Source organism: Marinospirillum celere (genome assembly GCF_900112235.1).
GTDB lineage: Bacteria > Pseudomonadota > Gammaproteobacteria > Pseudomonadales > Halomonadaceae > Marinospirillum > Marinospirillum celere.
The window spans coordinates 172313-193187 of the sequence record NZ_FOLH01000001.1 but is presented as its reverse complement, the minus strand read 5'-3'; the positions used below and the strand labels follow the sequence as shown (position 1 = coordinate 193187).

The following is a 20875-nucleotide window of genomic DNA, read 5'->3' as shown; positions in this document are numbered from 1 at the left end:
CCAGGCTTGCCCCTGAGCTAAACGGCCAGGGGCTTTTTTAAGCCACCACAGGAGGCAATAACATGCTCCATGAAAATTCAGCACTTCAACGCATCCCCGAAGAATACAAGCAAGCAGAACTTAGAACTGTCACCCCAGCGGATAAAGGCAACATTGGCATTGCCTTCAACACTGAAGACAAAGTCACTCGACTGAAGATCAGTTTAAAAGATTCTGAAACCCTCGCTTACTTGATGCGCTCCCAGTCATTTGGGTCAGCTGGCAAACCCAAAGCTGAAGTATCAAGCAGCTCCCCTGTCGATTCATGAAGCGCTGAAAAGGTTACGTTGAGCGCCAAATCTTCAGCAGCCTGGTAGGCATTGATATAGCTACCCAAGCTCTGATTGTTGTAGATGGGATGAAAGCGGCCATCACTGGAACGCCCTAGATAAAACATGCCTGCTTTTGTTTCAAACTGAGCAATCAATCTCATCAGCAACTTCTCCTTAATAATCCAGTTAATCCAATGCAGGGCAACCCCATGAAACTTGAGCAATCCCTGGAGCTAAAGGGAATCAAAGCAACTCTTTCCTTTGAAATTCAGCCTGAAGCTTTCGTGCCCTTTCCTGAAGGCCAGCCAGATCAGCCATCAGCTTCAGATACTTCGGAGACAACCCAGCAGGCAGTCTTTCGTAGAATTCCCTTTCCGACGATAGCGCACGACTTGCTTCATCAAGCGCACGATCAGCTTTGTCAAAATCTGGTGACCTGCTCATTGGATTCCCTCATGCAAGACAAAAACTAATTTACAGCCATTGCTTCACTCTACCAGAACCCCTTCAACCACCCCAGCAGGAGGTAACAACCATGCACCCTATTGCAGCCTTATCCCTAAAACCTGACCTCACCCTGGAAGAAGCAGACAGCCTTCGCTCACAGGGTTTCAACGTCATCCTTGATGGCGACCGCCAAACCCCACTCATCACCCTGGAAACCCAAAAGGAGGCCAACGATGATGCGCCACCTCTTCCACCGGCAGCCTAACCCCTGGATCAACCACGCCATCCACCTAATCCTGGGCCAGCCCATCAAAACACCGCGCCAGCAACACCGCTGGCCAGAAAACAACACCGAGCGCCACCACCTCTGGCGAAAACGCCAACGCTTCATGCAACACCACCGGCTCGCCATACCCCCAACCTTCTACCGTGAATAACGGGAGGACACCATGCCCATCACCGCAGACGGACACCAACACGTCACCTACGGCCCCATCCAGGGCTTTGCCAAAAACGGTAAAGTCGGCCAGCTGCCCACACGGCAAGTCATCTGCCTGATGGGCGTAGCCCAGGGAAAAAACAGCAAGGAAATAGCTCAAGACCAGGGCATCCAGCCCAGCACAGTCAACCGAACACTGATACGCGCCTACCACAGCCTATCCGACTACTCCAAAGGCTTTGTCGTGCGCAACGCAGCCCAGGCTGTTTACGAAGCCATGAAACGCGGCATCATCGCACCGCTACTCATACTGCTGGCGCTGGCAGGGCCAATGATCACCGGCGACGAACTGAGAAGACCCAACCCGCCGCGCATGCCCAGGCCAGTGGCCAGAGTGCAGGCAAGGGGGAGAAGGCGAGAAATCTAGCTGTCAGAATCAGGCTATTTATAGAGCTTTCTTTCGCGCCAGCTTGATCTCTTCAACACTCAGTGGCTCAGGAACACGCGTGTGAGCGATGCGGTGGCAAGTAGGGCAAAGTGAAATCAGATCAGATAACCCCACCTTGACAACACCAGCCTGGTGCACTGGATTAAGATGGTGGCATTCAATCACCGCTTTACCGGAAAGCATCATGTGAAAGCCACAAGCCTGGCAAGTAAATTTATCAAGCTCCTTCCGTTGTTTGGCAATACCAGCATTTCGACTCTTGAAAGTATTGGAACGGTCCTGCTCATAGCCCTCAATGGCTTCGGGGTCGTCAATATCAAGCAGCTCAGGCTTACGACCGGTGACTGCTGGCTCCTTGCCATCACTATGAGGGCAGTCAGGATTTCGCTTTAGGTGCTCAAAGTGGGCCGGATTGTAGTTGCCTTTACCTTCCGCGTGCGGCTTCACTCTTTCCCCGCACACAGGACAATAGAAGCGCTTGTTTGCCCACTTTGATTTAGATGTGACACTCCTGATATGCAAAGCATCTTCAATTGATACTTCCCTGCCCTCATAAAGTGCCTTAAGAGCTGCTCGCATCACACCACCCCTATTTCAACTGTATAACCGGCCCCGTGCCGGTTTTTTTATGTCCGGAGCCACCCCATGCCCACCGAATACAAAGTAGACCGCGACCTGGCCCTTTCTGAATTCTGTCACTGGAAGGACTCAGGCCACAACCCTCTTCGCTTTGTCGAACTGATCAAAACCGAACCCAACGGCTATCAGATCGGCATAGCAGACCCACCCAGCGGCACCACCTGGCTGCTGGAATACGACCCCGCCCCCAACCAGGAACAGGCACTCGCCCGATTAGGCCGGGCGCTGGATGAAATTGAATCTGGCCAATGGGCGGAAAACCTCAAGCAAAAGCATCAGGAGATCACCCCATGACAGACACTCAAGCCATCTACACCCAGCTGCTGAAAAACCCCAAAGCATCACCCAAAGCTATGGCAAAAGAACTGGGCATCACCCACAAACGCCTTTACTACCTGATCGGCATGGAAGGCTTCACCCTGCCCCAGCTCAGAAGAAAAGCCAAAGCAGGAGCACCGCTGGACCATAGAAAGGCAGTAACTTACGAAATACCTGAAGAACTCACCCAGCCAATACGCAGCTATCGCCACCTGACGACCATCTACCCCAATGGAGTTTCGCCATGCTAATGGAAACCCCGAACCCCAGAAAACACCAAATCCGGCAACGCCTCAAGGCCGACATAGAACACTGGCTGGCCCAGGGCAACCAGATAAAACAACTGCCCAGCCACACCAGCAACCAACGACTGATGACCCGCCGTGAACACAACGAACACCTCTACCACCAGCGCCAACAGGAGCAAAACCAATGTTGAAAATTGCCACCGACGACGCAGAAGCCATGCCACAACACACCGCAAAACCAGACGACCCAGAAAGCAACCTGCTACGCATCATGATCGACCTTGAAACCTTCGACCTGGAGCCATCAGCCAAGGTCTGGGAAATCGGAGCCGTAGTGTTCGACCCGACCACTGCCCAGCTCGGAGACGAATTTCACTGGCTGATTGATCCCACTACCCAGCACAACCGCACCACCAGCCAGCACACCCTGGACTGGTGGGCCAAACAACCCCCTGAAGCCTACCTGCGAGTCAGGCAAGCCGAAGAAGAAGGCCTGGAACTGGAAGCCGTACTACTTGACCTGGAGCTCTGGATCAAGCGCCAGCTGGACGAAGCCGGTGAAGGTACAAAACTGGAAGTCTGGGCCAACTCCCCCAGCTTCGACCTAGCCATACTAAAACACGCCTACCAGCAACTTGGGCGCGGCACACCCTGGAAATTCTGGCAAGAACGCGACCACCGCACCCTCAAAAACCTGCGATCGGACATCAAAGTAGAGCGGCAAGGCATCCATCACTCAGCACAAGATGATGCTGCTTTTCAAGCAAAACAGGCAAATGCAATCATTAAATTCATGCGATTAATTTAAAAAATTAAAATCCTCTATATTTTTTTAGAGAAAAAATCTAAATTCTTATCCTTTAAAAACCTAATATCATTAGGATCTTTTTTAATATGCATTTTTCGATGACAGTTAGGGCAAAGAGCAACCGTATTTTCTAGAGTGTCATCACCATCATTAGCAACCCAATCTATGTGATGACACTCTAAATAAGGCTTGCCTTTTTCATCAGAAAATGGCGCCGGCTCATCACATAAGTGACAGACTCCTTTAGCTCTGCGTTTTGTATATTCTGCTACATAGCGGTTCCGCCCATATACATTCTGAAACACCACTCTGCGGCTAGCTTTCTTTCGTGCATTTTTAGCACGGCGTAGTAACTCATCATCATCAAGTGAAAAAGCATCATTTTCTTTTTTTTCTTGAGACTCTCGAAATTTCTTGTAGAAAATTGCTGGTATAGATTTATTTTTTTTCAACTGCAGTGGGAAGACACAAGCCTTCCTAAGGTTGTTTTTTTCATCTGGCTGCAACTCCATGAATGGTGAAGCTTGTAACTCTACTTCACCAATATATAGGTACTCTTTATTCTTATGCACCTCAAAAAGATGAACTCTAACGCCATTTGATCTAGAATGGTAGAGGGTCTTGTTTTGTGAATAATTAAAGTCTTGGTCTCCCTTAGTGCCCGTTCCCGTGTAATAAAAGATGTCTCCATCCCAGCGATCGTCATAAATTGACTTCACATAGTTAGATACAATAACAAGGGTATTGGAAGCAAGTGATCGACGCATTCCACCCTGATTTGAACACCCAAAGGTACTACACAATTCATCACCATCTAAAACATCATTCGGCTTAAGCTTGTCAATCTTTTTGTTATAAAGCACACTTAATATTGATTTATTTTCTGGAGCAAGCTTATATTTTTTTCCATTCAATTCAGAAATTCTAACCCACTCACAATACGGGTTCTCTTTTATTGATTTTTCCCCATCTATAACTTCAGCCTCTATACCAACGACTTCAATTAAATTACCGTTTTTTAGCTCATACGACGTTTCAGATAAAATATTGCCGCATTCAATAGATAAACCGAGCTTTTCTTTTACGTGCCTAGCCAAGCATTCATTAATAGACTCATAATCTTCCTTTTCACCACCGGGGAACCTCCAAAAATCATCTGCCTGATCACCCGAAATACACCGAGTGATCAAGAATAAGTCATCCTTAACAATTATTGCCGCTGATACTTTATTCATAAATTTTAACCCATAAAATTAAATTATCAGAATCAATACCTGAAACTATTAAACTAAAACACCACTTGAAAACTCTGTCTCATTATGCTGAAGCTCGATTTATCGCTATAATAACAGTCCGCCCAAAAGAATGGAATGCAACTGCAGTGAACACAATCCTAAAAGCTACCACACTTTTCTTAATTGCCATTTTCGGGCTTACCGCCTGCCTAGATGACAGCAGTGCTGGCTCTTCACCTAGCACTGATCAAGGGCTTGTAATTGCGAGCTGGAATATTGAGCGCCTGGGCCATGGTACAAATAAAAACTATGAAGCTCTGGGTCAGATTGGTGCCCAGTTTGATCTGATAGCAGTTCAAGAACTGATGAACAGAGAAGGTGCTGTCAGGCTTCATAGTGCTTTGGAAGATGTAACCGGAGAGTCCTGGTCAAAAATATACTCTGAACCACTGGGCAGAAGCACTTACACAGAAAAGTATGCCTTTTACTGGCGTGACAGCCGGGTAGACCTTCACGAATCAACAGGTCAGGCCATGACCTACTTAGACCCTGATGACCTGTTTGCTCGCGAACCCTATTCAGCCAGGTTTGTTGACCTAACGACCAACGATATTTTTGTGCTTGCCACAGTTCATATTGTTTTTGGCAGCAGCATAAGTGATAGAACACCTGAAATTAAAGAATTGTCCAACTATGTACAGCTCCTGGATGAAGTCTACGAAGGCGACCCCACTATTTTGCTAGGAGATTTCAATCTACCACCCACGCACCAGGCATGGAGTGATTTGAAAGAAATTGGATGGCAACCCCTGATCACAGAAGGCGCGACCACACTTTCTGGTACGCGGCAAGATTTTGCAAACCTGTATGACAACATCTGGGTCCATGAAAGCTTTCCAATTACGGTTAATGGTGCGGGCATCTTCAATGCGCCAGCTTTCTTAGGCTGGGATTTTCAAGAAACCAGAAGACACGTATCTGACCATACCCCTGTCATTATGATGACGCATGCTGCCCAGTTACGTGGCAGTAATGATGCCGTTCAGCTCTCCCCTGCACCGGGTGAAGAGCGCGACACCACCGGCATGATCAGAGGTAACAGGAATAGCCAGATCATGCACCGCCCTGACTGCCCAAGTTATGACCGGGTTGCGGAGCACAATAGAACCTACTTTGAATCAGTAGAAGAAGGTGAACGGGCTGGGTATCGATTGGCTGGCAACTGTCCCTGAAGAGTGTAAGGATACCCGTGAACTTACAAAGGATGTTCAAGGCATGTGGTGATGCTTGTATCAACAAACAGCTAACATGCCATAAAGAACCCGGCTGTGCTTGTAATGGCTAGATACCCTGCCTACTGCTGCTCTTGAAGCAAAGCGTTAAGCTGGCTTTGTAGCTCAGAAAGTTTCTCGTGCAGGCTGCGGTTTTCAGTAGCCAATCGATCCAATTTTTTCTGAGAGGAAACCTGCTCTACCAGGGCCTTAACTTTCGCATTAAGTTCATTCAATTCTTGAGCCATGGCTCTATCTTCAGGGTCACAGAAGGACAGAACCAAAATAACACTTATAGCAAAGACCGCATGACAAGCGACTATCACCCACGGCCAGTAGCTCTTCGACTTCTGTACCGTCTCCAACTTTCCTTCTTCAGTAGTCATAACCGCGTCCTTATCTGCGTGTATGTCGTTTTAGCGCTACCACTGTTTGCCACACCAGCACCGCAAAAATTAGGTAAAAAAGTAAGCTCAGTAACTCCATGCCTTGGGTAAGAAAGTCTTTGAAAGGGATCATGCCAGAAGCGAGGCAGTTCACCTTGTCGTACCAGTTACCAAACACATCGCAAGATGATTCGCTATGGAGTAGACCTAAGTGACGATGGAGAACGAAGGTATAGAAATAGGCCACCATAAAAAGTAGTAGCCAACCAACACTCAGCAGGTAGTTTTGTCCGAAGTCAGAAAAAATCTTATTGAGCCAGTAAATAGGAATTTTACTGTTCATGCCAGAAGCCCATCTTCCACAGCGGCCAGCGAATGTTGTGCCATTCTGACTATGCCTGAAAACATCGCTGAATCGCGTGCGCTCTTCATCTAGCTCTTCACGGTACTTATCCATCTCCTTGGCAAAGAACTTATTAGCCTCAAGATGATTACCGATATTGTCAAAGGAGTGCTTGATCAAGCGGTAGGTTTCGCGTGTTGTGTTGGCAATATCACCACCATCGACATCAACACCCAAGAAGTTGGCTTCGCCTGAGAAGTTAGCGCGATCCAAGTCAAGCCCACCAGAAAATATTGCTTCTCGAAAAATAGCATGAGAATTAAACATCACATTTCCAAAAACTGATTTTTTTCCCTTATCTGATACTAGATTTCTTTCAAAGCTAAAGAGTTGATTGAAATTCACGTGATGCATTTCTAAAAAACAAAATGAAGATCTGTCAAAACAAACATTCTTTTCAAACACCGCGTCATTTTTTGAAAAGTAATTAAATTTTGACCCAGAAACCTTAAAGCCTCCCTTAAATGATGCGCCTTTTAAATAAAATCTACCAATATTGTAAGAGTTTATGATAACGGCATCTTCGTCAGACGAAATGCCTTTGAAACTCATCATGTTACCTTTGAAGTCACATCCAGAAAAACCAATTGAAATACCCTCTTTCTCATTTTCGGAGGTAACATCAGAAGAAAAACAGCAATTTATAAAGGCTGGGAAAAAAAGCGATTTGCAATAGGCTGTCAAGCTCAATCCACTTTTAAAATCGCATTTCTGAAAGCCTACAAGCGCTTTTTTCAAGAAAGGCTTTTCGCAAGTAAAATTACAGTCTGCAAACTCCACACCATGAAACTTGCTTAGCGTAGAAACAAAACCGACACCCTGAATGAAACGGGGAAAAGAAATTCCTTTTAATATAATGCACTGATCCTTGATAATTTTATCTATATTACCTTCTCTATCTCCGCTGCAAATATAGTTGATCATGGCTTCTTCAAAGTTGTAAATATTTTTACGAACACCACTAATACCAGACCATTTTTTTAAAAGCGAGTCAGAACGCGAACGCAAATCATCATATATATATCTGTTAACCTGATTTTCAAAACCCTTGTGCGCATCAAAAAATTCATCTTTTTCGCAATGCAAAACACACTTTCCGTTTAAGAAAGCATCTCTTTCACAACACTGGTCAGCACCGGACGTAGGTTGATGTTCACACCGTCCCATTATAGGTATTCCCTTTCTGTTGAATTATTGGTTTCAGCTTATTAGATCAGCCATCACCAAGACCAGCAACCCGACTATGTTCTATTGACACCCCCACCCACCCCAGCCTATGCTTCTCCCACTGCTGCAAAATCAGCAGTCGGGTTTGGTCGCCCGGAATAGCAAAGGCGCACGACGCCTCCTTAAAGGCGTTTTTTTGTGCTCGCTTTATGGTGAGCCGTGCGTGGGACACCTTCGGGTGTGCCGGGTCCCTTTGCCCCGGTCGACCAACCCGCGCACGGTTCACCACCCTCTTGTTTGGTCGCAACGGTGGTGAACTCCAAATCAGCAAAGGAGTTTTATCATGCGTTCAGTAACAGCCGTTTCTCAAATAGCTACCGTACCTTTCCAAAACCAAGAGCTTGCCTTGCTATTCACAACTGACAGCCAGCCTATGGTTGCCATGAAACCTATATGTGAAAACATTGGAATTGACTGGCGTAGTCAGCGAAAGAGAATCATGCGTGATACGGTCTTGAATTCAGTTGTGGTTATGATGACCACAACTGCCTCAGACGGTAAAACCTACGAATTCACCTGCCTGCCACTCGACTACCTCAACGGCTGGCTGTTCGGCATCGATGACAAACGCATCAAAAAGCCTGAAGTCCGGCAGCGGGTTCTGGAATACAAACGCGAATGCTATCGGGTACTGGCAGACTACTGGCTCCACGGTCAGGCCACCAATCCGCGCCAGCAACTGCCTGACCTCAACTACCCCGCTGAAAGCTGGTATCAACTTAACCCGCAGCTTAACCACCGGATGGCATTCAAGCAGGCCCGCTTCCACATCACCGCAGACCTACTCTACGGGCCGGATGCCAACACACCCATCAGCCACCTGCTGACCCAGCTTAACCATCAGGGTTATGACATCAAAGCCTGCCGGATGGAGCTTATGGCCATGCGCCATCATCTGGAAACCACCCGCAACGCACTGAACAACATCACCCGAACCGCTGGCCTGGCCAACAGCGCCAGCCTGGCGTTCAGCATCTACTGACAAGAACCACCCACCCATCACCACAACCCAGCCACCGTGCTGGGTTTTTTATTGCCTGGAGGAAACCCATGCAGCAAGCCTGTCTGTTTGATCCGCCTGAAAATACGGCTGAACCCTTTGACGACCACGTACCCCTGCCGGATCTGGATGACGCCATCATCATGGCCTGCCCGGTTCGCTGGCAAGGTGTCTGGCTACCCGCACACGCCAAACTGATGCCCTGGTCAATGCCACTGGAGCGCCAGCTGCTAAACGCACTAACCGACACCCCAGCCACCACCTACACCCTGGCTAAAGCAATCGGCCTGGGCGATGGCATAAACCTGCAGGTCGAACACATGCGCAGGCAGGTTGAAAAAATGGCCCTGCTGGATCTCGTTGAAATCGTCAGCCTGCCCCAATCCTTCCGACCACCCATGACCGCATTCAAAAAAGGCAAAGCAACACCATGACCACTTACACCCACAACCAGAACGGCGGCAAGTTTGAATTGCTGGATCAAGGCCAGTTGGTCGATGGGCTGGATGCTCAGCTGGTCAGCTACCAGGCCGAAGATGCCGAAGCGCCAGCCATGATGACGCTCGAAAAGTGGCAAGCCGAATACCGGCCCCTGGCTGCCCTGGAGTGCCACCACTGCGGCGGCACCGGCAAAGACCCCAAGCGCAAATCAGCGCGGGAAGGCCAGGGGCTGGACTGCGGCTACTGCCACGGCTCCACCCTGCTCGACGCCAAAGGCGATGCAATCACACGCGACAACGAAACCAGCGACCAGCTACGCGACTACATCACCGGCCTGAAAAACCAAATCCATCACCTTCAACATGAATTGGATTACGTGAAATCAGTACCTGGCGTCAGCCAAACCATAGAAAGCTTCAAAGCCCAGGGCATCACCAATGCCATGGCAGAAGCCTACCGTAAAGAAGAAAACCAGATTGGCCCAGGCGGGGCCTGCTACAGGGGAGACTGAAAAATGCCAGAAAACTCCATCCTGATGACAGGCAAAGAGCTTGCAAAATTCATGGGCTGTAGCACTGCAAAAGCCTACGCAATGATAAAAACCGATGCGGTCCCGACTTGCTATTTGCCTGGTACCAAGCGTAAACGCTGCTACAGGCCAGCCCTAGAAAAGATGCTTTCTGAAGAAGCTCAAAGTAACATGGCAAATGCAGGAGGCGTTTTGCCCGACAATAGGAGGACAAAATGCCCTACAAGAGAAAAGGATCACCCTACTGGTGGATCAGCAGTATCGACTCTGCAAGCGGCAAGCAGATTAGACGCTCTTCTGGCACCAGCGACTACAACGCAGCCAAGGCACTAGAACAAAAGCAGCGGCTGCAGGCGTGGGAAAAGCAAGAATGGGGCAGGCAGGAAGATGTTGTTTTTGAAGAGGTCATGGTTCCTTACCTGGAATATGCCAAGGCTGAGCTGAAAAGCTGGGAAGAACTAATCCATCAAACCAAAAAACTCAGGCAGCACTTTGGTGGCTTAGTGATGAACGGCTTGTCAGCTGTCAAAATCAACAGCTTCAAAGAGGCGCGGCGGAGAGATGGCGTAAGCAATGCCACTATCAACAGAGAGCTATCCTGCCTTTCGGCTGCCATAAATTTCTGCAACAGAGAAAAAGAATGGCAGCTGCCTAACCCCGTTAAAGGTCGCAAGCTGAAAGAGTCTCAGGGAAGGGTAAGGTGGATCACCAAAGCAGAAGCAGAGGCCTTGTGCCGATCAGCGCTTCAGGGTAGAGATGGATCGCTGCTGGAGGACTTCATTCGACTGGCACTGAATACCGGCTGCCGGATGAATGAGCTGCTGGGTCTGGAATGGAACAGGGTGGACTTCGCTAACCGTCTTGTGATTCTTGAGGGGGAGCACACAAAAGCCGGAAAGAGAAGGTCCATACCCCTGAACAATGGTGCCTTGGCTGCGCTTAAAAACCGAATGGCTGCTAGAGCTGAATACTGCCCTGCATCGCCCTGGGTTTTTACACGCAAGAACGGTCAAAAGGTAACCTGTCTGAGGGTTGGATTCAAGAATGCCTGCAAAAGGGCTGGCATTCACAATTTTAGAATCCATGATCTTAGGCATACTTGTGCAGCCTGGCTGGTCACAGCTGGAGTACCACTTTCAGAGGTCCGTGATTTGCTGGGGCACAGCACAATCATGATGACTGAAAGGTATGCTCACTTAGCGCCAGCAAGAGTTGCACAGGCGGTTGGCCTGCTTGATGGGATTGACTCGGACGATTCCGTATCACATTCCTATCACACTGGTCATAAAGTAATCAAAATGAGGGAGGGCTAATATTTCTGAAAGGCGCTTGAATACTGATGGTGCGGACGGAGAGACTCGAACTCTCACACCTTACGGCACCAGAACCTAAATCTGGCGTGTCTACCAATTCCACCACGTCCGCTGATGAGATGCAGGGCATTTTATAGAAAACTTCAGTTAAGTCAAGCCGATCCGGGTAAATTCAGATACTGACTTGCGACCTCGGCAGAAGCCTCTTCCAGTCTAGGTACACGTCCCAGGCAAGGAGCGGGCAATAGCTGCTGTAAGGTTTGAAAGTTGTCCTCTTCTCTATCCATGGGCTCGCCTGAGTTATTGGCAACCCAACCAGCCAGCAGCAGACCATCACGCTGTATGGCTTCTGCCGTCAAGAGTGCATGATTTAAGCAGCCCAATTGCATACGAACGACAAGAATAACGGGCAGGTTCAATAGCTTGGGCAGTTCTGCGAGCGTCTGCCGTCCCTGCAGAGGGACGCGCCAGCCACCCGCACCTTCAACCAGGGTCAAATCCGCTTTTTTAAATAACTGCCCGCGCACCAACCCCGCCAGGCGGTCCAGGTTTAGACGTCGCCCTTCCTCAGCTGCCGCCAGATGAGGCGCTATGGCCGCTTTAAAAACCAGCGGATTCACTTCAGCATAGCTGGGTTCCAGGCTGCTTTCGGCCTGGAGGGCCAGAGCATCACTATTCTGCAGCCCCTCACCTAAATCTTCTGCACCTGCAGCTACAGGTTTAAGACCTAGAGTGGACAGGCCCTTTTGCCGTGCCAAGTTCAACAAGCCACAAGAAATCAGGGTTTTACCTGCATCAGTATCGGTTGCGGTCACAAAAAACTTCACTTGATTAACTCCATCACCAGCAATTGGTAGGTTAACGGCAAGCCTTGGGAAGTGCGGCGGCTGTCCAGCAATTGATGAATACGGCGGTACTGGGTTTTCGTCAGCTGCCCGGCTCCTCCCGAAGCGCCTATGCCGCTCACTGACTGCAAGAGGTCACGGCTGGTGGGATAATAAAAGACCTGACGGGAAGCTTCCAACTGAATACTTCTGAAACCGGCAGTCACTGCCGCCTGCTGATAGTTTGCTTGGGATTGAAAAGCCAGCACCCGGCTGGATGCCCCTGCCTGTTCCCAAGCCTGATGAATTTCATCCAGGCTTCCCGGCAGCAGGGTTGTGATCAGGGCTCTGCCTTCAGTCTTTAGAATCCGGTAAATTCCAGCCAATAAAGCTTTTGTTTGCGGGCACCATTGAATAGCCAAGTTGGAAAAAATCAGATCCAAGGAAGCAGATGCCAAGGGCAAGTTAGCTGCATCAGCTCTAATCCAGTTCAAAGCCGGGTAACGGGTTTTGGCTTGCCGGATCATCGCCGCACTTAAATCCAGCCCAGCAACCCTAGCTTCAGGGTAGTCTTTTGCCAAGCGAGCGGTCCAATGACCAGGGCCAGAACCCAGGTCCAGCAGGGCTTCAGCCGTTGGAGGGCGTTTATTCCAAAGCAATAAACCCATTTCCTGCTGTGCGAGTGCAAGTTGCTGATAGCGCCCGGCTCCCCGGTCAAAGCTGCGGCTAACCTGGCTAGCAACCCAGCTCATAAACCTTGACTCCAAAGTCGCAGCTGCTCAGCCAGTTGTTGGGGCTGGGTAAACTGAGGCGCATGCCCACATGCACTCAGGGTCAACCAACTCAACTGCTGTGAAGAATAGCTTTCTTGCAGGGGTGACCAGTCAGGACAAATTGGGTCTTCTTCACCTCTAACCAACAGCCAGGCCAAAGAAGGCTCGGCCATCAGCTCACCTGCATCCAATTGTTTTAACAACAAGAGTCCTACTTGCAAGGCTTCAGCAGACCAGGGTTGGTCAGCTTGTAAACGGGCTTTTACCTGATCGGCTTGGGGCTCACCCAGACTTTGCCAGGACAAAAAGTGCTCCCAGGCTTCTTGAGGGTGTTTCTTAAAACTGCGCACAAAAGCGCGCAATTCAGCTGGATTCAATCCCCAGTGACAAGGTTTGTCTTTTCCGGAAGCAAACCAGGGACCAGCGCCCAAGGAGACCAATCCAGTAACCCACTGCTTTAATTGCGGATGCTGTGCCATCTTTGCGGCTACCAAACCACCCAGGGACCAGCCCAACCAAATGGCTGGCTGGGGATGTTGTTCGGCTAGGCGCAGGAGCAATAAATCCAGCTTGCCTGCTGCAGCCTGCTGCCAGGCATCCGAGTCCTGCGGCCAGTCCAACAAAGTAATGGATTGCTCAGACAACTGCTCCCGCAGAGGCTCTAAGCTTTGCGCACTCATTCCCCAGCCGGGTAAAAAAACCCAGGAAATCGGGTCAGCCAAGGCTCACCCCCTGAGACTCACTGGCTTGTAAGGCCAACAAGGCTTCCAGTAATTGATCAATTTGTTGACGGCTATGACCAGCACTCAGAGTAATACGCAACCGGGCACTTCCTTTAGGAACCGTGGGAGGGCGTATGGCCATGACCAACAAACCCTGAGCTTTAAGAGCCTGAGACCAGTGCAAGGCCCGCTCATTGGTTTCTAATAACAGCGGCTGGATGGGTGTTGTTGAAGCCATCAGTGGTAGGCCTGCTGCCAGGGCCTGGTCACGAAAATAGGCAATATTATTAAAAACCTGCCTGCGTCTTTCTGGTTCTTCCTGCAGCACACGCAAGGCTCTGAGAGTGACACAGGCTTGGGCAGCTGGTTGGGCTGTGGTGTAAATATACTGGCGGGCAAATTGGCGCAAATAGTCGATCACCAGTTGATCGCCAGCAATAAAGGCACCCGCTGAACCCAGTGCCTTACCAAGAGTTCCGGTGAGTAAGGGCACCTGCTCACTGCTGAACTGCTGCCCAACCAAACCCCCGCCAGCCTCACCCAAAACCCCCAGGCCGTGCGCATCATCAATCAATAACCAAGCCTGGTGCTTTTCAGCCAAAGTCACCAATTGCTGAATATCCGCCTGATCACCATCCATGCTAAACACACCGTCAGAAACCAAAAGCCTGCGACCCTTTGTAGGTGCCTTGAGTAAGCCTTCCAGCTGTTGATAATCCCGGTGCTGAAAACGCCGTGAAGCAGCACCTGAAGCCAGTCCGGCATCTAACAGGGAAGCATGATTAAGACGGTCTTGAAAAACCTGATCACCGCGTCCTACAAAAGTCTGAACAGCGGCCAAATTCGCTAAATAGCCACTGGAAAAAGTCAAGGCAGCTTGGCGACCGGTCAGTTTTGCCAGCTCTTCTTCCAGTTGTTGATGGGGGCTTTGATGACCACAAACCTGATGGGAAGCCCCACTCCCCGTTCCCCAGCGCCTGGCACCTTGAATCAAGGCTTCTTCCAGGCGAGGATCGGCAGCCAGCCCCAGATAGTCATTGCTGCAGAAGTTAATGACTTCCTGGCCTTCCAACTGGATCAAAACGCCCTGAGCAGACTCCAACAAAGGGGCCTTTCGCCAAAGTTGTTCTTCACGGCGTAGATCCAGTGCTTGTTTCAGATCAGCCAGCGAGGGCATTTTTTATACCACCAGACCACAGGGCTTGGTAACTGGCTCACCGGCTTTTTTGGTTGCATCCTGATAAAGACTGGTGTTGGCTTCCAAGGCTTCCTGAAGCGCTGCCTGGTGGACCTCTTCACTCACCGGTGATGTCGTTTGCCGGGTATTGATTCCCAAACGTGCAAACAACTGCTGATCTTCACTGGCTTCCGGGTTACTGGTGGTCAACAGCTTGTCGCCATAAAAAATCGAATTGGCACCTGCAAAGAAAGCCATGGCTTGCTGGGAGGCATCCAGTTTTTCACGTCCGGCTGACAGGCGAATACGTGAAGCTGGCATGACAATACGAGCCACCGCCAACATGCGAATAAACTCCAAAGGCTCCAGGTCTTCCACTTCTTCCAAAGGAGTTCCGGGCACCTTAACCAGCATATTAATAGGAACACTTTCCGGATGAGGCTGAAGGCTGGCCAATTGCTGAAGTAAGCCGATACGATCCTTAGCTTCTTCGCCCATCCCTATAATGCCACCACAGCAAACTTTCATGCCCGCCTTGCGTACCTTATCCAGCGTATCCAGGCGATCGCCATAGGTACGGGTACTAATGATTTCCCCGTAAAACTCTTCTGAAGTATCCAGATTGTGGTTGTAGTAGTCCAAACCGGCTTCGGCCAACTCTTCGGCTTGTCCCTCCTTCAACATGCCCAAGGTCATACAGGTTTCCAAACCCAGAGTTTTGACCTGGCGAATCATTTCCGTTACTGCGGGCATGTCCTTAGCCGTTGGTGAGCGCCAGGCAGCCCCCATGCAAAAGCGTGATGCTCCTGCCTGCTTGGCTGCTTTGGCTTGATTAACCACCTTATTGATCTCCAGCAACTTCTCTTTTTCCAGGCCTGTGTTGTAATGGCCCGACTGAGGGCAATACTTACAGTCTTCAGGACAGGCACCCGTTTTGATCGACATCAAAGTCGAAACCTGTACTTCATTGGGATCAAAAAACTCTCTATGCAGGCTGTGAGCACGAAATAGCAGCTCATTGAAAGGCAGAGCAAAAAGATCAGCAATCTGCTGATGGGTCCAGTCGTGACGAAGGGCAGTCATAGCGGCGTCCTGTAAACTAAATTCGACATTAAAGTTAACAGGAATAATGCAGGAGGCTGGGAATGCTGTCAACTCAACAAAATCTTTCAGTTAACCAGCTGTTAGGCCCTTGGCACCGCTGGATACGTTCACTTCGAACCTGGTTACCCGGCGAATGTCTGGTCTGCACTCAACCCGTCAAAACTACTCAAGATCTGTGCACTCATTGCTTTAGCCAACTTGCCTACAATCGTTACTGCTGCACCCGGTGTGCAGAGCCCCTACTCAGTCAGAGAAAGGACTTACTTTGCCGTTCCTGCCAGGAAACACCCCCTGCTTTTGATCAGGTGCTGGCACCCTATCTCTATGCCCCGCCGCTGGATGCGTTATTGCTGAATTTTAAAAAAAACGCCAAGCGCACCGCCGGAAGTCTACTGCTCGACCTTTTAATGGCTGAATTAAAAACCCATCCAGCCCTTCAACAAGCTGAAGCCCTGGTCGCCATTCCTGGACAGAAGGATCGTCTGCGCCAACGCGGCATTGATCCACCCGCCTGGCTGGCCCAACGCCTGGCCTGGCAACTGAAACAGCCCTTTCTTACCCAGGGTTTAAAACGCTGCCGCAATATCACCAGTCAACAGGAGCTGTCACGCAAAAAGCGCTGGCTTAACCCTCAAGGTGCTTTTGTTGCCAGCCAGGAAGTGAAAGGCAAGAAATTGCTGCTGGTGGATGATGTCGTAACCACTGGGGCCACCTGCCACTGGGCAGCAAGAGAACTAAAAGAAAAAGGCGCTGCCAGCGTGACCGTCATCGCCGCCGCCAGAACGCCTTTTTAGAGATAATCAGGAGGAAAAGAGGTTGCGTGCAATGATGACCTTCTGGATTTCGCTGGTGCCTTCGTAGATGCTGGTGACACGGATATCCCGAGCAAAGCGCTCCAGCGGGTAGTCTTTCATATAGCCGTTGGCACCCAAGAGTTGTAGGGCGGCATAGCAAGCCAGATTGCCTTTTTCGGTGGCCATGAGTTTGGCCATTGAAGCCTGCTGAGCAAAGGGTTTCCCAGCTTCCTTTAAAAAAGCTGCCTGCATCGTCAGCAAGCGTGCGGCTTCCATTTCCGTGTAGTGATCAGCCAGCATCCACTGCAATCCCTGAAAATCTGCCAGCGGGCGACCAAACTGCTTGCGTTCTTTGATGTAGTCACGGGCATAATCCAGTGCAGCACCGGCCACACCCAGCGCCAGGGAAGCAATACCGATACGCCCACCAGCTAATTCGGTGACGGCAATTTTAAAGCCCTGATTTTCTGCACCCATCAAGGCATCCAGTGGAATGCGACAGTCTTCAAAAACTACCTCATGGGTGCCAGAGCCCTTTTGACCCATTTTTTGTTCCGGTTTACCCACCTTCAGACCCGGTGTTCCCGCAGGTACCAGAAAACAGGAAATCCCCTTGCCCTTGGGCGCATCCGGGTCGGTCACGGCCCAGACCACATAAACCCCGGCGATGGCTGCGGTGGAAATCCACACTTTGGTGCCATTCAACACCCAGGAGTCACCGTCTTTCACCGCACGGGTTTTCATGGCCGCCGGGTCAGAACCGGCTTCGGTTTCCGTCAGGCAAAAACTGCCGCCATAAAACTCACCGGAACAGAGTTTCGGCAGATACTGCTGCTTCTGCGCTTCAGTGCCTATGGCCTGAATGACCTCCGCAACCATATTGCTGACCGACACAGAAACCGCCGTGGATGCACAGGCGCGCGCCAGCTCAGTAATCGCCAGCGAGAAAGCCACGGTGCCGACCTCAGCCCCGCCGTAGGTTTCAGAAACATTCAGCCCCATAAAACCCAACTCAGCCAACTGACTCAGATGGCTTTTCAGAATTTCTGGCTCTGCAGTGGCATCCAGCTCAGCGGCTTTAGGTTCCAAAACACCCTCGGCAAACTGGCGGGCCGTATCTTGAATCAGTGTCTGTTCTTCAGTGAGTTCAAAATTCATGTTTGCAACCCTCAAGCCATGCGAATGGCACCATCCATACGGATGACTTCACCATTGAGATAGGTGTTTTCAATAATGTGTGCCGCCAGGGAAGCAAACTCTTCGGGCTTACCCAGACGCTTGGGGAAGGGCACACCCGCTTCCAACTGCTCGCGGGCCTCATCAGGAATGCCACTCATCATCGGTGTACCACAGACACCCGGTGCAATGGTCATCACGCGAATACCGTGACGTGAGAGCTCGCGTGCCAGAGGCAAAGCCAGACCCACCACCCCGGCCTTGGAGGAAGCATAACTGGCCTGCCCCACCTGACCATCAAAAGCAGCAATGGAGGCGGTATTAATAATCACACCCCGCTCACCATCTTCCAGAGCTTCGCTTTTCGCCATGGCGGCAGCCGCCAGACGCGCAACATTGAAACTGCCGACCAGGTTGATATTTACACCCCTGGCATAGGCATCCAAATCAGCAGGGTTCAGATCACGATCCAACAGCTTTTGCACCACAACGATACCGGCACAGTTAATCACCCCAGACAGGCGACCAAATTGCTTCACTGCCAGATCCACTGCGGCCTGCACTTCTTCGGCAGAAGTCACATCACAGCGACTAAACACGGCCACTTCGCCCAGCTCTGCAGCCAGTTTTTCACCGGCTTCGGCATTCAAATCAGCCAGCACCACCCGGCCACCGCGTTCGACCAGATAACGGGCCGTGGCTTCACCGAGGCCGGAAGCGCCACCGGTAATGAGAAAGGTTTGTTGATCGATTTTCATCAGGCTGTCTTCTCTTGGGTCAGTTGTAAATTTTAAGTTTCAAAATCAAGTTATGAGGCGCGCTTGCGGGGCAAGGTGCTGCCGAGTCAGGCTGTCTACAACAGGATGTTGTAGCCAGAGCTTACAGGGACGTATTTACGCGTCCTGACTGGCAGTGCCTTGCTCCTGACTCAATTGGCTCTCGTATGCACAGCCACTTTTGCAAGGCAACCGTCTCTTCGGCACGTTCGGCTATCCTGCGACCTGCATGGATGCATAAGTGCAGCGTGAGCAGGGAAGCGAAAGCTGCCCTCAAGCGCCGCGCTACGCTATCCTTGCTCAGCTGATCGCCGGTTACCTTGCCGTGGCCATTTTTGATTAACGTTATGAGCGCGCAATAGTTAATCAGTAGCTTCCTGCTCCGCTTGTTTACGCAAAATAAACCTCTGTATCTTGCCGCTGGGCGTCTTGGGCAAAGCCTCAACAAATTCTATTTCCCGCGGGAAGGCATGGGCCGAGAGGCGCTCACGCACCAGTGCCTGAATATCCTTGACCAAGCCATCGCTGGGTTCGTGACCTGCCTTAAGAACCACAAAGGATTTGATCACATAGCCACGCAATTCATCCGGTTTGCCCACGGCTGCAGATTCAGCCACGGCAGGGTGTTCCAGTACGGTGTTTTCAACATCGGTTGGGCCGACACGATAGCCAGCAGTAGTAATGATGTCGTCATCACGTCCGGCGAACCAGAAGGTGCCATCTTCATGTTTTTCCACGACATCACCGGTCAGGTAATACTTGTCATGGAAAGGTTTTTTCTCCTGCCAGGTATACCCCTGGAAGAAGAAGGCTGGGGAATTTTCCATATCCACTGCCAGCTGTCCTGTTTGTCCAGCCTCCAGTTCCTTGTATTCAGCATCCAAAATCGCCAAACGATAACCCGGCATGGGCATGCCCATGGAGCCAACTGGCGAGAGATGGGTCAAGGCATGGTGGCAACAGCAGGTCATCCCGGTTTCGGTCTGACCATAGTGGTCCATGACCCGGCAACCCAGGTTATCACCCACCCAGTTCACCACTTCAGTATTCAACGGCTCACCGGCAGAACTGGCCACCCGCAGGGACAGCTCATTTGACTTGCCATCCAGCACACCACTGGATTTCATCATCCGGTAGGCGGTGGGCGCAGAGGCTAGGTTGGTGATCTTGTGTTTTTTCAGGAAATCGAGAGTGTTCTCAGCGGTGAAACCGGCTTCATTAAAGTGAGTGGTAACACCCATCAGCAGAGGGCCGGTAATCGCATAATAAAGACCATAGGCCCAACCTGGATCGGCCATGTTCCAGAAGGTGTCCCCTTCCTGCAGATCAATGGCATAGCGCATATAGATGTAGAAAGCAGGCAGTGCCTTGACGGGTACGGCCACACCCTTGGATTTACCCACGGTACCGGAGGTGAACATCTGCAAGAAGGGGGCTTCAGCATCTAAAATAGGAGCTTCGCAATTGGATGACTGGTCAACGAGCAGACTGGCATAGTGAAGGTCACCCCATTGGCTGGCATCCGCATCGGAGCCCAGCATGACCATTTGCGGCAGATCTTTAATGGGCTTAAATTTCTCGCGGTTCTCCGCATCAGTGAAGACCAATTTGGTCTTGGCCTGAGTCAGGCGGTATTCGATGGCTTCATAACCAAAAGCAGTAAACAGCGGCTGGTAGACAGCACCCAAGCGCCAGGCCGCCAGAATCAGCGCCAGCAAATCAGGTGTCCGAGAGAGCATTGCAGCTACTCGATCACCCTGACCCACACCCTGGCTTTTCATCAGATTGGCTAATTTACCCGACAAGGCATCCAACTCAGCAAAAGTCAGTTGTGTGACCTTACCCTGAGTATCTTCATGAATCAGTGCTGGCTGGTTGGCCTTGCTGCCCTGGGCATGGCGGCCACAGCATTCAACATAGGCATTGAAGCCTGTAGCCAAACTGCCATCTAGCTGCTTTTCCACTTCAGCCAACTGAAAAGACTTCATAAAGGCAGCGTAATCCTGTGCTTCTTGTACTTCGGCCATGGGTCACCTCCAAAGGTCACTTGTTGTTTTTGTATAACC

Annotated in this window: 27 protein-coding genes and 1 tRNA gene; 13 read left to right on the top strand and 15 right to left on the bottom strand. The window is 50.5% G+C overall.

Annotated features, from left to right (window positions below; translation table 11 throughout):
* Nucleotides 1-226: 226 nt before the first annotated feature.
* Both BM185_RS00905 and BM185_RS14580 read right to left on the bottom strand, forming a co-directional pair.
* On the bottom strand, nt 227-472 hold the full coding sequence (locus BM185_RS00905; protein WP_091957913.1) for a hypothetical protein: 246 nt from the start codon (nt 470-472) through the stop codon (nt 227-229).
* Between the two features lie 82 nt (nt 473-554).
* Nucleotides 555-755, bottom strand: coding sequence for a hypothetical protein (locus BM185_RS14580; RefSeq protein ID WP_143089458.1), 201 nt, complete (start codon nt 753-755; stop codon nt 555-557).
* A gap of 91 nt (nt 756-846) precedes the next feature.
* Between BM185_RS14580 and BM185_RS14630 the strand changes: the two genes are divergently transcribed.
* Genes BM185_RS14630 through BM185_RS00890 form a run of 3 tightly spaced genes read left to right on the top strand, consistent with a single transcriptional unit; the run spans nt 847 to nt 1624 of the window.
* On the top strand, nt 847-1023 hold the full coding sequence (locus BM185_RS14630; protein WP_177203426.1) for a hypothetical protein: 177 nt from the start codon (nt 847-849) through the stop codon (nt 1021-1023).
* Nucleotides 992-1195 (top strand): hypothetical protein, encoded by a 204-nt coding sequence (locus tag BM185_RS00895; protein ID WP_091957906.1) that lies wholly within the window; start codon nt 992-994, stop codon nt 1193-1195. Before BM185_RS14630 ends, BM185_RS00895 begins: the two co-directional genes overlap by 32 nt.
* A gap of 12 nt (nt 1196-1207) precedes the next feature.
* On the top strand, nt 1208-1624 hold the full coding sequence (locus BM185_RS00890) for a helix-turn-helix transcriptional regulator (RefSeq protein WP_091957904.1): 417 nt from the start codon (nt 1208-1210) through the stop codon (nt 1622-1624).
* 18 nt (nt 1625-1642) lie between these two features.
* On the opposite strand, the gene BM185_RS00885 is transcribed toward BM185_RS00890, so the two are convergent.
* Nucleotides 1643-2224, bottom strand: a complete 582-nt coding sequence (locus BM185_RS00885; RefSeq protein ID WP_091957901.1) for an HNH endonuclease — start codon at nt 2222-2224, stop codon at nt 1643-1645.
* 66 nt (nt 2225-2290) lie between these two features.
* Here BM185_RS00885 and BM185_RS00880 point away from each other — a divergent pair, with 66 nt between their 5' ends.
* The 4 genes from BM185_RS00880 to BM185_RS00865 are packed head-to-tail and all read left to right on the top strand — an operon-like array spanning nt 2291 to nt 3658.
* On the top strand, nt 2291-2578 hold the full coding sequence (locus BM185_RS00880) for a hypothetical protein (RefSeq protein WP_091957898.1): 288 nt from the start codon (nt 2291-2293) through the stop codon (nt 2576-2578).
* Nucleotides 2575-2853: a hypothetical protein gene (locus BM185_RS00875; protein ID WP_091957896.1), complete on the top strand. Its 279-nt coding sequence runs from the start codon at nt 2575-2577 to the stop codon at nt 2851-2853. The genes BM185_RS00880 and BM185_RS00875 overlap by 4 nt, the downstream gene beginning before the upstream one ends.
* Nucleotides 2847-3041, top strand: a complete 195-nt coding sequence (locus tag BM185_RS00870) for a hypothetical protein (protein ID WP_091957893.1) — start codon at nt 2847-2849, stop codon at nt 3039-3041. The genes BM185_RS00875 and BM185_RS00870 overlap by 7 nt, the downstream gene beginning before the upstream one ends.
* Complete coding sequence (locus tag BM185_RS00865; protein WP_091957891.1) at nt 3035-3658, top strand: 3'-5' exonuclease; 624 nt, start codon at nt 3035-3037, stop codon at nt 3656-3658. The genes BM185_RS00870 and BM185_RS00865 overlap by 7 nt, the downstream gene beginning before the upstream one ends.
* A gap of 14 nt (nt 3659-3672) precedes the next feature.
* Here the strand turns inward: BM185_RS00865 and BM185_RS00860 are convergent, their stop codons facing one another.
* Nucleotides 3673-4893: an SRA domain-containing endonuclease gene (locus BM185_RS00860; RefSeq protein ID WP_091957887.1), complete on the bottom strand. Its 1221-nt coding sequence runs from the start codon at nt 4891-4893 to the stop codon at nt 3673-3675.
* 65 nt (nt 4894-4958) lie between these two features.
* Here BM185_RS00860 and BM185_RS00855 point away from each other — a divergent pair, with 65 nt between their 5' ends.
* Nucleotides 4959-6125 carry an endonuclease/exonuclease/phosphatase family protein gene (locus BM185_RS00855; protein WP_177203425.1) on the top strand — a complete coding sequence of 389 codons (1167 nt, stop codon included), beginning with the start codon at nt 4959-4961 and terminating at the stop codon, nt 6123-6125.
* Nucleotides 6126-6247: 122 nt separating this feature from the next.
* Here BM185_RS00855 and BM185_RS00850 read toward each other — a convergent pair whose 3' ends face one another.
* On the bottom strand, nt 6248-6550 hold the full coding sequence (locus tag BM185_RS00850) for a hypothetical protein (protein WP_091957881.1): 303 nt from the start codon (nt 6548-6550) through the stop codon (nt 6248-6250).
* A 10-nt stretch (nt 6551-6560) separates the two neighbouring features.
* Nucleotides 6561-8120 (bottom strand): hypothetical protein, encoded by a 1560-nt coding sequence (locus BM185_RS00845; RefSeq protein WP_143089457.1) that lies wholly within the window; start codon nt 8118-8120, stop codon nt 6561-6563.
* 343 nt (nt 8121-8463) lie between these two features.
* Between BM185_RS00845 and BM185_RS00835 the strand changes: the two genes are divergently transcribed.
* The 4 genes from BM185_RS00835 (at nt 8464) to BM185_RS00820 (ending at nt 11463) form a co-directional block, all read left to right on the top strand.
* The gene (locus BM185_RS00835) at nt 8464-9162 is read left to right on the top strand and encodes a phage antirepressor N-terminal domain-containing protein (RefSeq protein WP_091957872.1); all 699 of its coding nucleotides are present in this window, start codon (nt 8464-8466) and stop codon (nt 9160-9162) included.
* Between the two features lie 68 nt (nt 9163-9230).
* A complete protein-coding gene (locus BM185_RS00830) occupies nt 9231-9614 on the top strand; it encodes a hypothetical protein (protein WP_091957869.1) in 384 nt (127 codons plus the stop codon).
* Nucleotides 9611-10132, top strand: coding sequence for a hypothetical protein (locus BM185_RS00825; RefSeq protein ID WP_091957867.1), 522 nt, complete (start codon nt 9611-9613; stop codon nt 10130-10132). The genes BM185_RS00830 and BM185_RS00825 overlap by 4 nt, the downstream gene beginning before the upstream one ends.
* A gap of 233 nt (nt 10133-10365) precedes the next feature.
* Entirely contained in the window at nt 10366-11463 is a 1098-nt protein-coding gene (locus BM185_RS00820) for a tyrosine-type recombinase/integrase (protein WP_091957864.1), read from the top strand.
* A gap of 27 nt (nt 11464-11490) precedes the next feature.
* Here BM185_RS00820 and BM185_RS00815 read toward each other — a convergent pair.
* The 6 genes from BM185_RS00815 to bioB form a co-directional block, all read right to left on the bottom strand.
* A tRNA-Leu gene (locus BM185_RS00815) sits at nt 11491-11575 on the bottom strand.
* Between the two features lie 40 nt (nt 11576-11615).
* A complete protein-coding gene (bioD, locus tag BM185_RS00810) occupies nt 11616-12290 on the bottom strand; it encodes a dethiobiotin synthase (RefSeq protein ID WP_091957861.1) in 675 nt (224 codons plus the stop codon).
* Nucleotides 12287-13039: a methyltransferase domain-containing protein gene (locus tag BM185_RS00805; protein WP_091957859.1), complete on the bottom strand. Its 753-nt coding sequence runs from the start codon at nt 13037-13039 to the stop codon at nt 12287-12289. Before BM185_RS00805 ends, bioD begins: the two co-directional genes overlap by 4 nt.
* Complete coding sequence (locus tag BM185_RS00800) at nt 13036-13782, bottom strand: alpha/beta fold hydrolase (RefSeq protein ID WP_091957857.1); 747 nt, start codon at nt 13780-13782, stop codon at nt 13036-13038. Before BM185_RS00800 ends, BM185_RS00805 begins: the two co-directional genes overlap by 4 nt.
* Complete coding sequence (gene bioF, locus BM185_RS00795) at nt 13775-14959, bottom strand: 8-amino-7-oxononanoate synthase (protein WP_091957855.1); 1185 nt, start codon at nt 14957-14959, stop codon at nt 13775-13777. The genes BM185_RS00800 and bioF overlap by 8 nt, the downstream gene beginning before the upstream one ends.
* Before the next feature lie 3 nt (nt 14960-14962).
* Nucleotides 14963-16042 (bottom strand): biotin synthase BioB, encoded by a 1080-nt coding sequence (bioB, locus tag BM185_RS00790; protein WP_091957853.1) that lies wholly within the window; start codon nt 16040-16042, stop codon nt 14963-14965.
* 62 nt (nt 16043-16104) lie between these two features.
* Here bioB and BM185_RS00785 point away from each other — a divergent pair, with 62 nt between their 5' ends.
* Nucleotides 16105-16857, top strand: coding sequence for a ComFC family protein (locus tag BM185_RS00785; protein ID WP_091957850.1), 753 nt, complete (start codon nt 16105-16107; stop codon nt 16855-16857).
* Between the two features lie 6 nt (nt 16858-16863).
* On the opposite strand, the gene BM185_RS00780 is transcribed toward BM185_RS00785, so the two are convergent.
* From BM185_RS00780 to BM185_RS00770, 3 genes are all read right to left on the bottom strand, one after another.
* Nucleotides 16864-18015, bottom strand: coding sequence for an acyl-CoA dehydrogenase family protein (locus BM185_RS00780; RefSeq protein WP_091957847.1), 1152 nt, complete (start codon nt 18013-18015; stop codon nt 16864-16866).
* Between the two features lie 11 nt (nt 18016-18026).
* Nucleotides 18027-18791 carry an SDR family NAD(P)-dependent oxidoreductase gene (locus tag BM185_RS00775; protein ID WP_091957844.1) on the bottom strand — a complete coding sequence of 255 codons (765 nt, stop codon included), beginning with the start codon at nt 18789-18791 and terminating at the stop codon, nt 18027-18029.
* Between the two features lie 380 nt (nt 18792-19171).
* A complete protein-coding gene (locus BM185_RS00770; RefSeq protein ID WP_091957841.1) occupies nt 19172-20836 on the bottom strand; it encodes an AMP-binding protein in 1665 nt (554 codons plus the stop codon).
* Nucleotides 20837-20875: the final 39 nt, after the last annotated feature.

Coding starts and splice junctions, on each gene's coding strand:
- bioF (WP_091957855.1), bottom strand. CDS start 14,959: ATGCCCTCGCTGGCTGATCTGAAACAAGCACTGGATCTACGCCGTGAA.
- BM185_RS00905 (WP_091957913.1), bottom strand. CDS start 472: ATGAGATTGATTGCTCAGTTTGAAACAAAAGCAGGCATGTTTTATCTA.
- BM185_RS00835 (WP_091957872.1), top strand. CDS start 8,464: ATGCGTTCAGTAACAGCCGTTTCTCAAATAGCTACCGTACCTTTCCAA.
- BM185_RS00870 (WP_091957893.1), top strand. CDS start 2,847: ATGCTAATGGAAACCCCGAACCCCAGAAAACACCAAATCCGGCAACGC.
- BM185_RS00880 (WP_091957898.1), top strand. CDS start 2,291: ATGCCCACCGAATACAAAGTAGACCGCGACCTGGCCCTTTCTGAATTC.
- bioB (WP_091957853.1), bottom strand. CDS start 16,042: ATGACTGCCCTTCGTCACGACTGGACCCATCAGCAGATTGCTGATCTT.
- BM185_RS00860 (WP_091957887.1), bottom strand. CDS start 4,893: ATGAATAAAGTATCAGCGGCAATAATTGTTAAGGATGACTTATTCTTG.
- BM185_RS00885 (WP_091957901.1), bottom strand. CDS start 2,224: ATGCGAGCAGCTCTTAAGGCACTTTATGAGGGCAGGGAAGTATCAATT.
- BM185_RS00820 (WP_091957864.1), top strand. CDS start 10,366: ATGCCCTACAAGAGAAAAGGATCACCCTACTGGTGGATCAGCAGTATC.
- BM185_RS00875 (WP_091957896.1), top strand. CDS start 2,575: ATGACAGACACTCAAGCCATCTACACCCAGCTGCTGAAAAACCCCAAA.
- BM185_RS00845 (WP_143089457.1), bottom strand. CDS start 8,120: ATGGGACGGTGTGAACATCAACCTACGTCCGGTGCTGACCAGTGTTGT.
- BM185_RS00785 (WP_091957850.1), top strand. CDS start 16,105: ATGCTGTCAACTCAACAAAATCTTTCAGTTAACCAGCTGTTAGGCCCT.
- BM185_RS00805 (WP_091957859.1), bottom strand. CDS start 13,039: ATGAGCTGGGTTGCTAGCCAGGTTAGCCGCAGCTTTGACCGGGGAGCC.
- BM185_RS00890 (WP_091957904.1), top strand. CDS start 1,208: ATGCCCATCACCGCAGACGGACACCAACACGTCACCTACGGCCCCATC.
- BM185_RS00770 (WP_091957841.1), bottom strand. CDS start 20,836: ATGGCCGAAGTACAAGAAGCACAGGATTACGCTGCCTTTATGAAGTCT.
- BM185_RS14580 (WP_143089458.1), bottom strand. CDS start 755: ATGAGCAGGTCACCAGATTTTGACAAAGCTGATCGTGCGCTTGATGAA.
- BM185_RS00775 (WP_091957844.1), bottom strand. CDS start 18,791: ATGAAAATCGATCAACAAACCTTTCTCATTACCGGTGGCGCTTCCGGC.
- BM185_RS00830 (WP_091957869.1), top strand. CDS start 9,231: ATGCAGCAAGCCTGTCTGTTTGATCCGCCTGAAAATACGGCTGAACCC.
- BM185_RS00780 (WP_091957847.1), bottom strand. CDS start 18,015: ATGAATTTTGAACTCACTGAAGAACAGACACTGATTCAAGATACGGCC.
- BM185_RS00850 (WP_091957881.1), bottom strand. CDS start 6,550: ATGACTACTGAAGAAGGAAAGTTGGAGACGGTACAGAAGTCGAAGAGC.
- BM185_RS14630 (WP_177203426.1), top strand. CDS start 847: ATGCACCCTATTGCAGCCTTATCCCTAAAACCTGACCTCACCCTGGAA.
- BM185_RS00895 (WP_091957906.1), top strand. CDS start 992: ATGATGCGCCACCTCTTCCACCGGCAGCCTAACCCCTGGATCAACCAC.
- BM185_RS00825 (WP_091957867.1), top strand. CDS start 9,611: ATGACCACTTACACCCACAACCAGAACGGCGGCAAGTTTGAATTGCTG.
- BM185_RS00865 (WP_091957891.1), top strand. CDS start 3,035: ATGTTGAAAATTGCCACCGACGACGCAGAAGCCATGCCACAACACACC.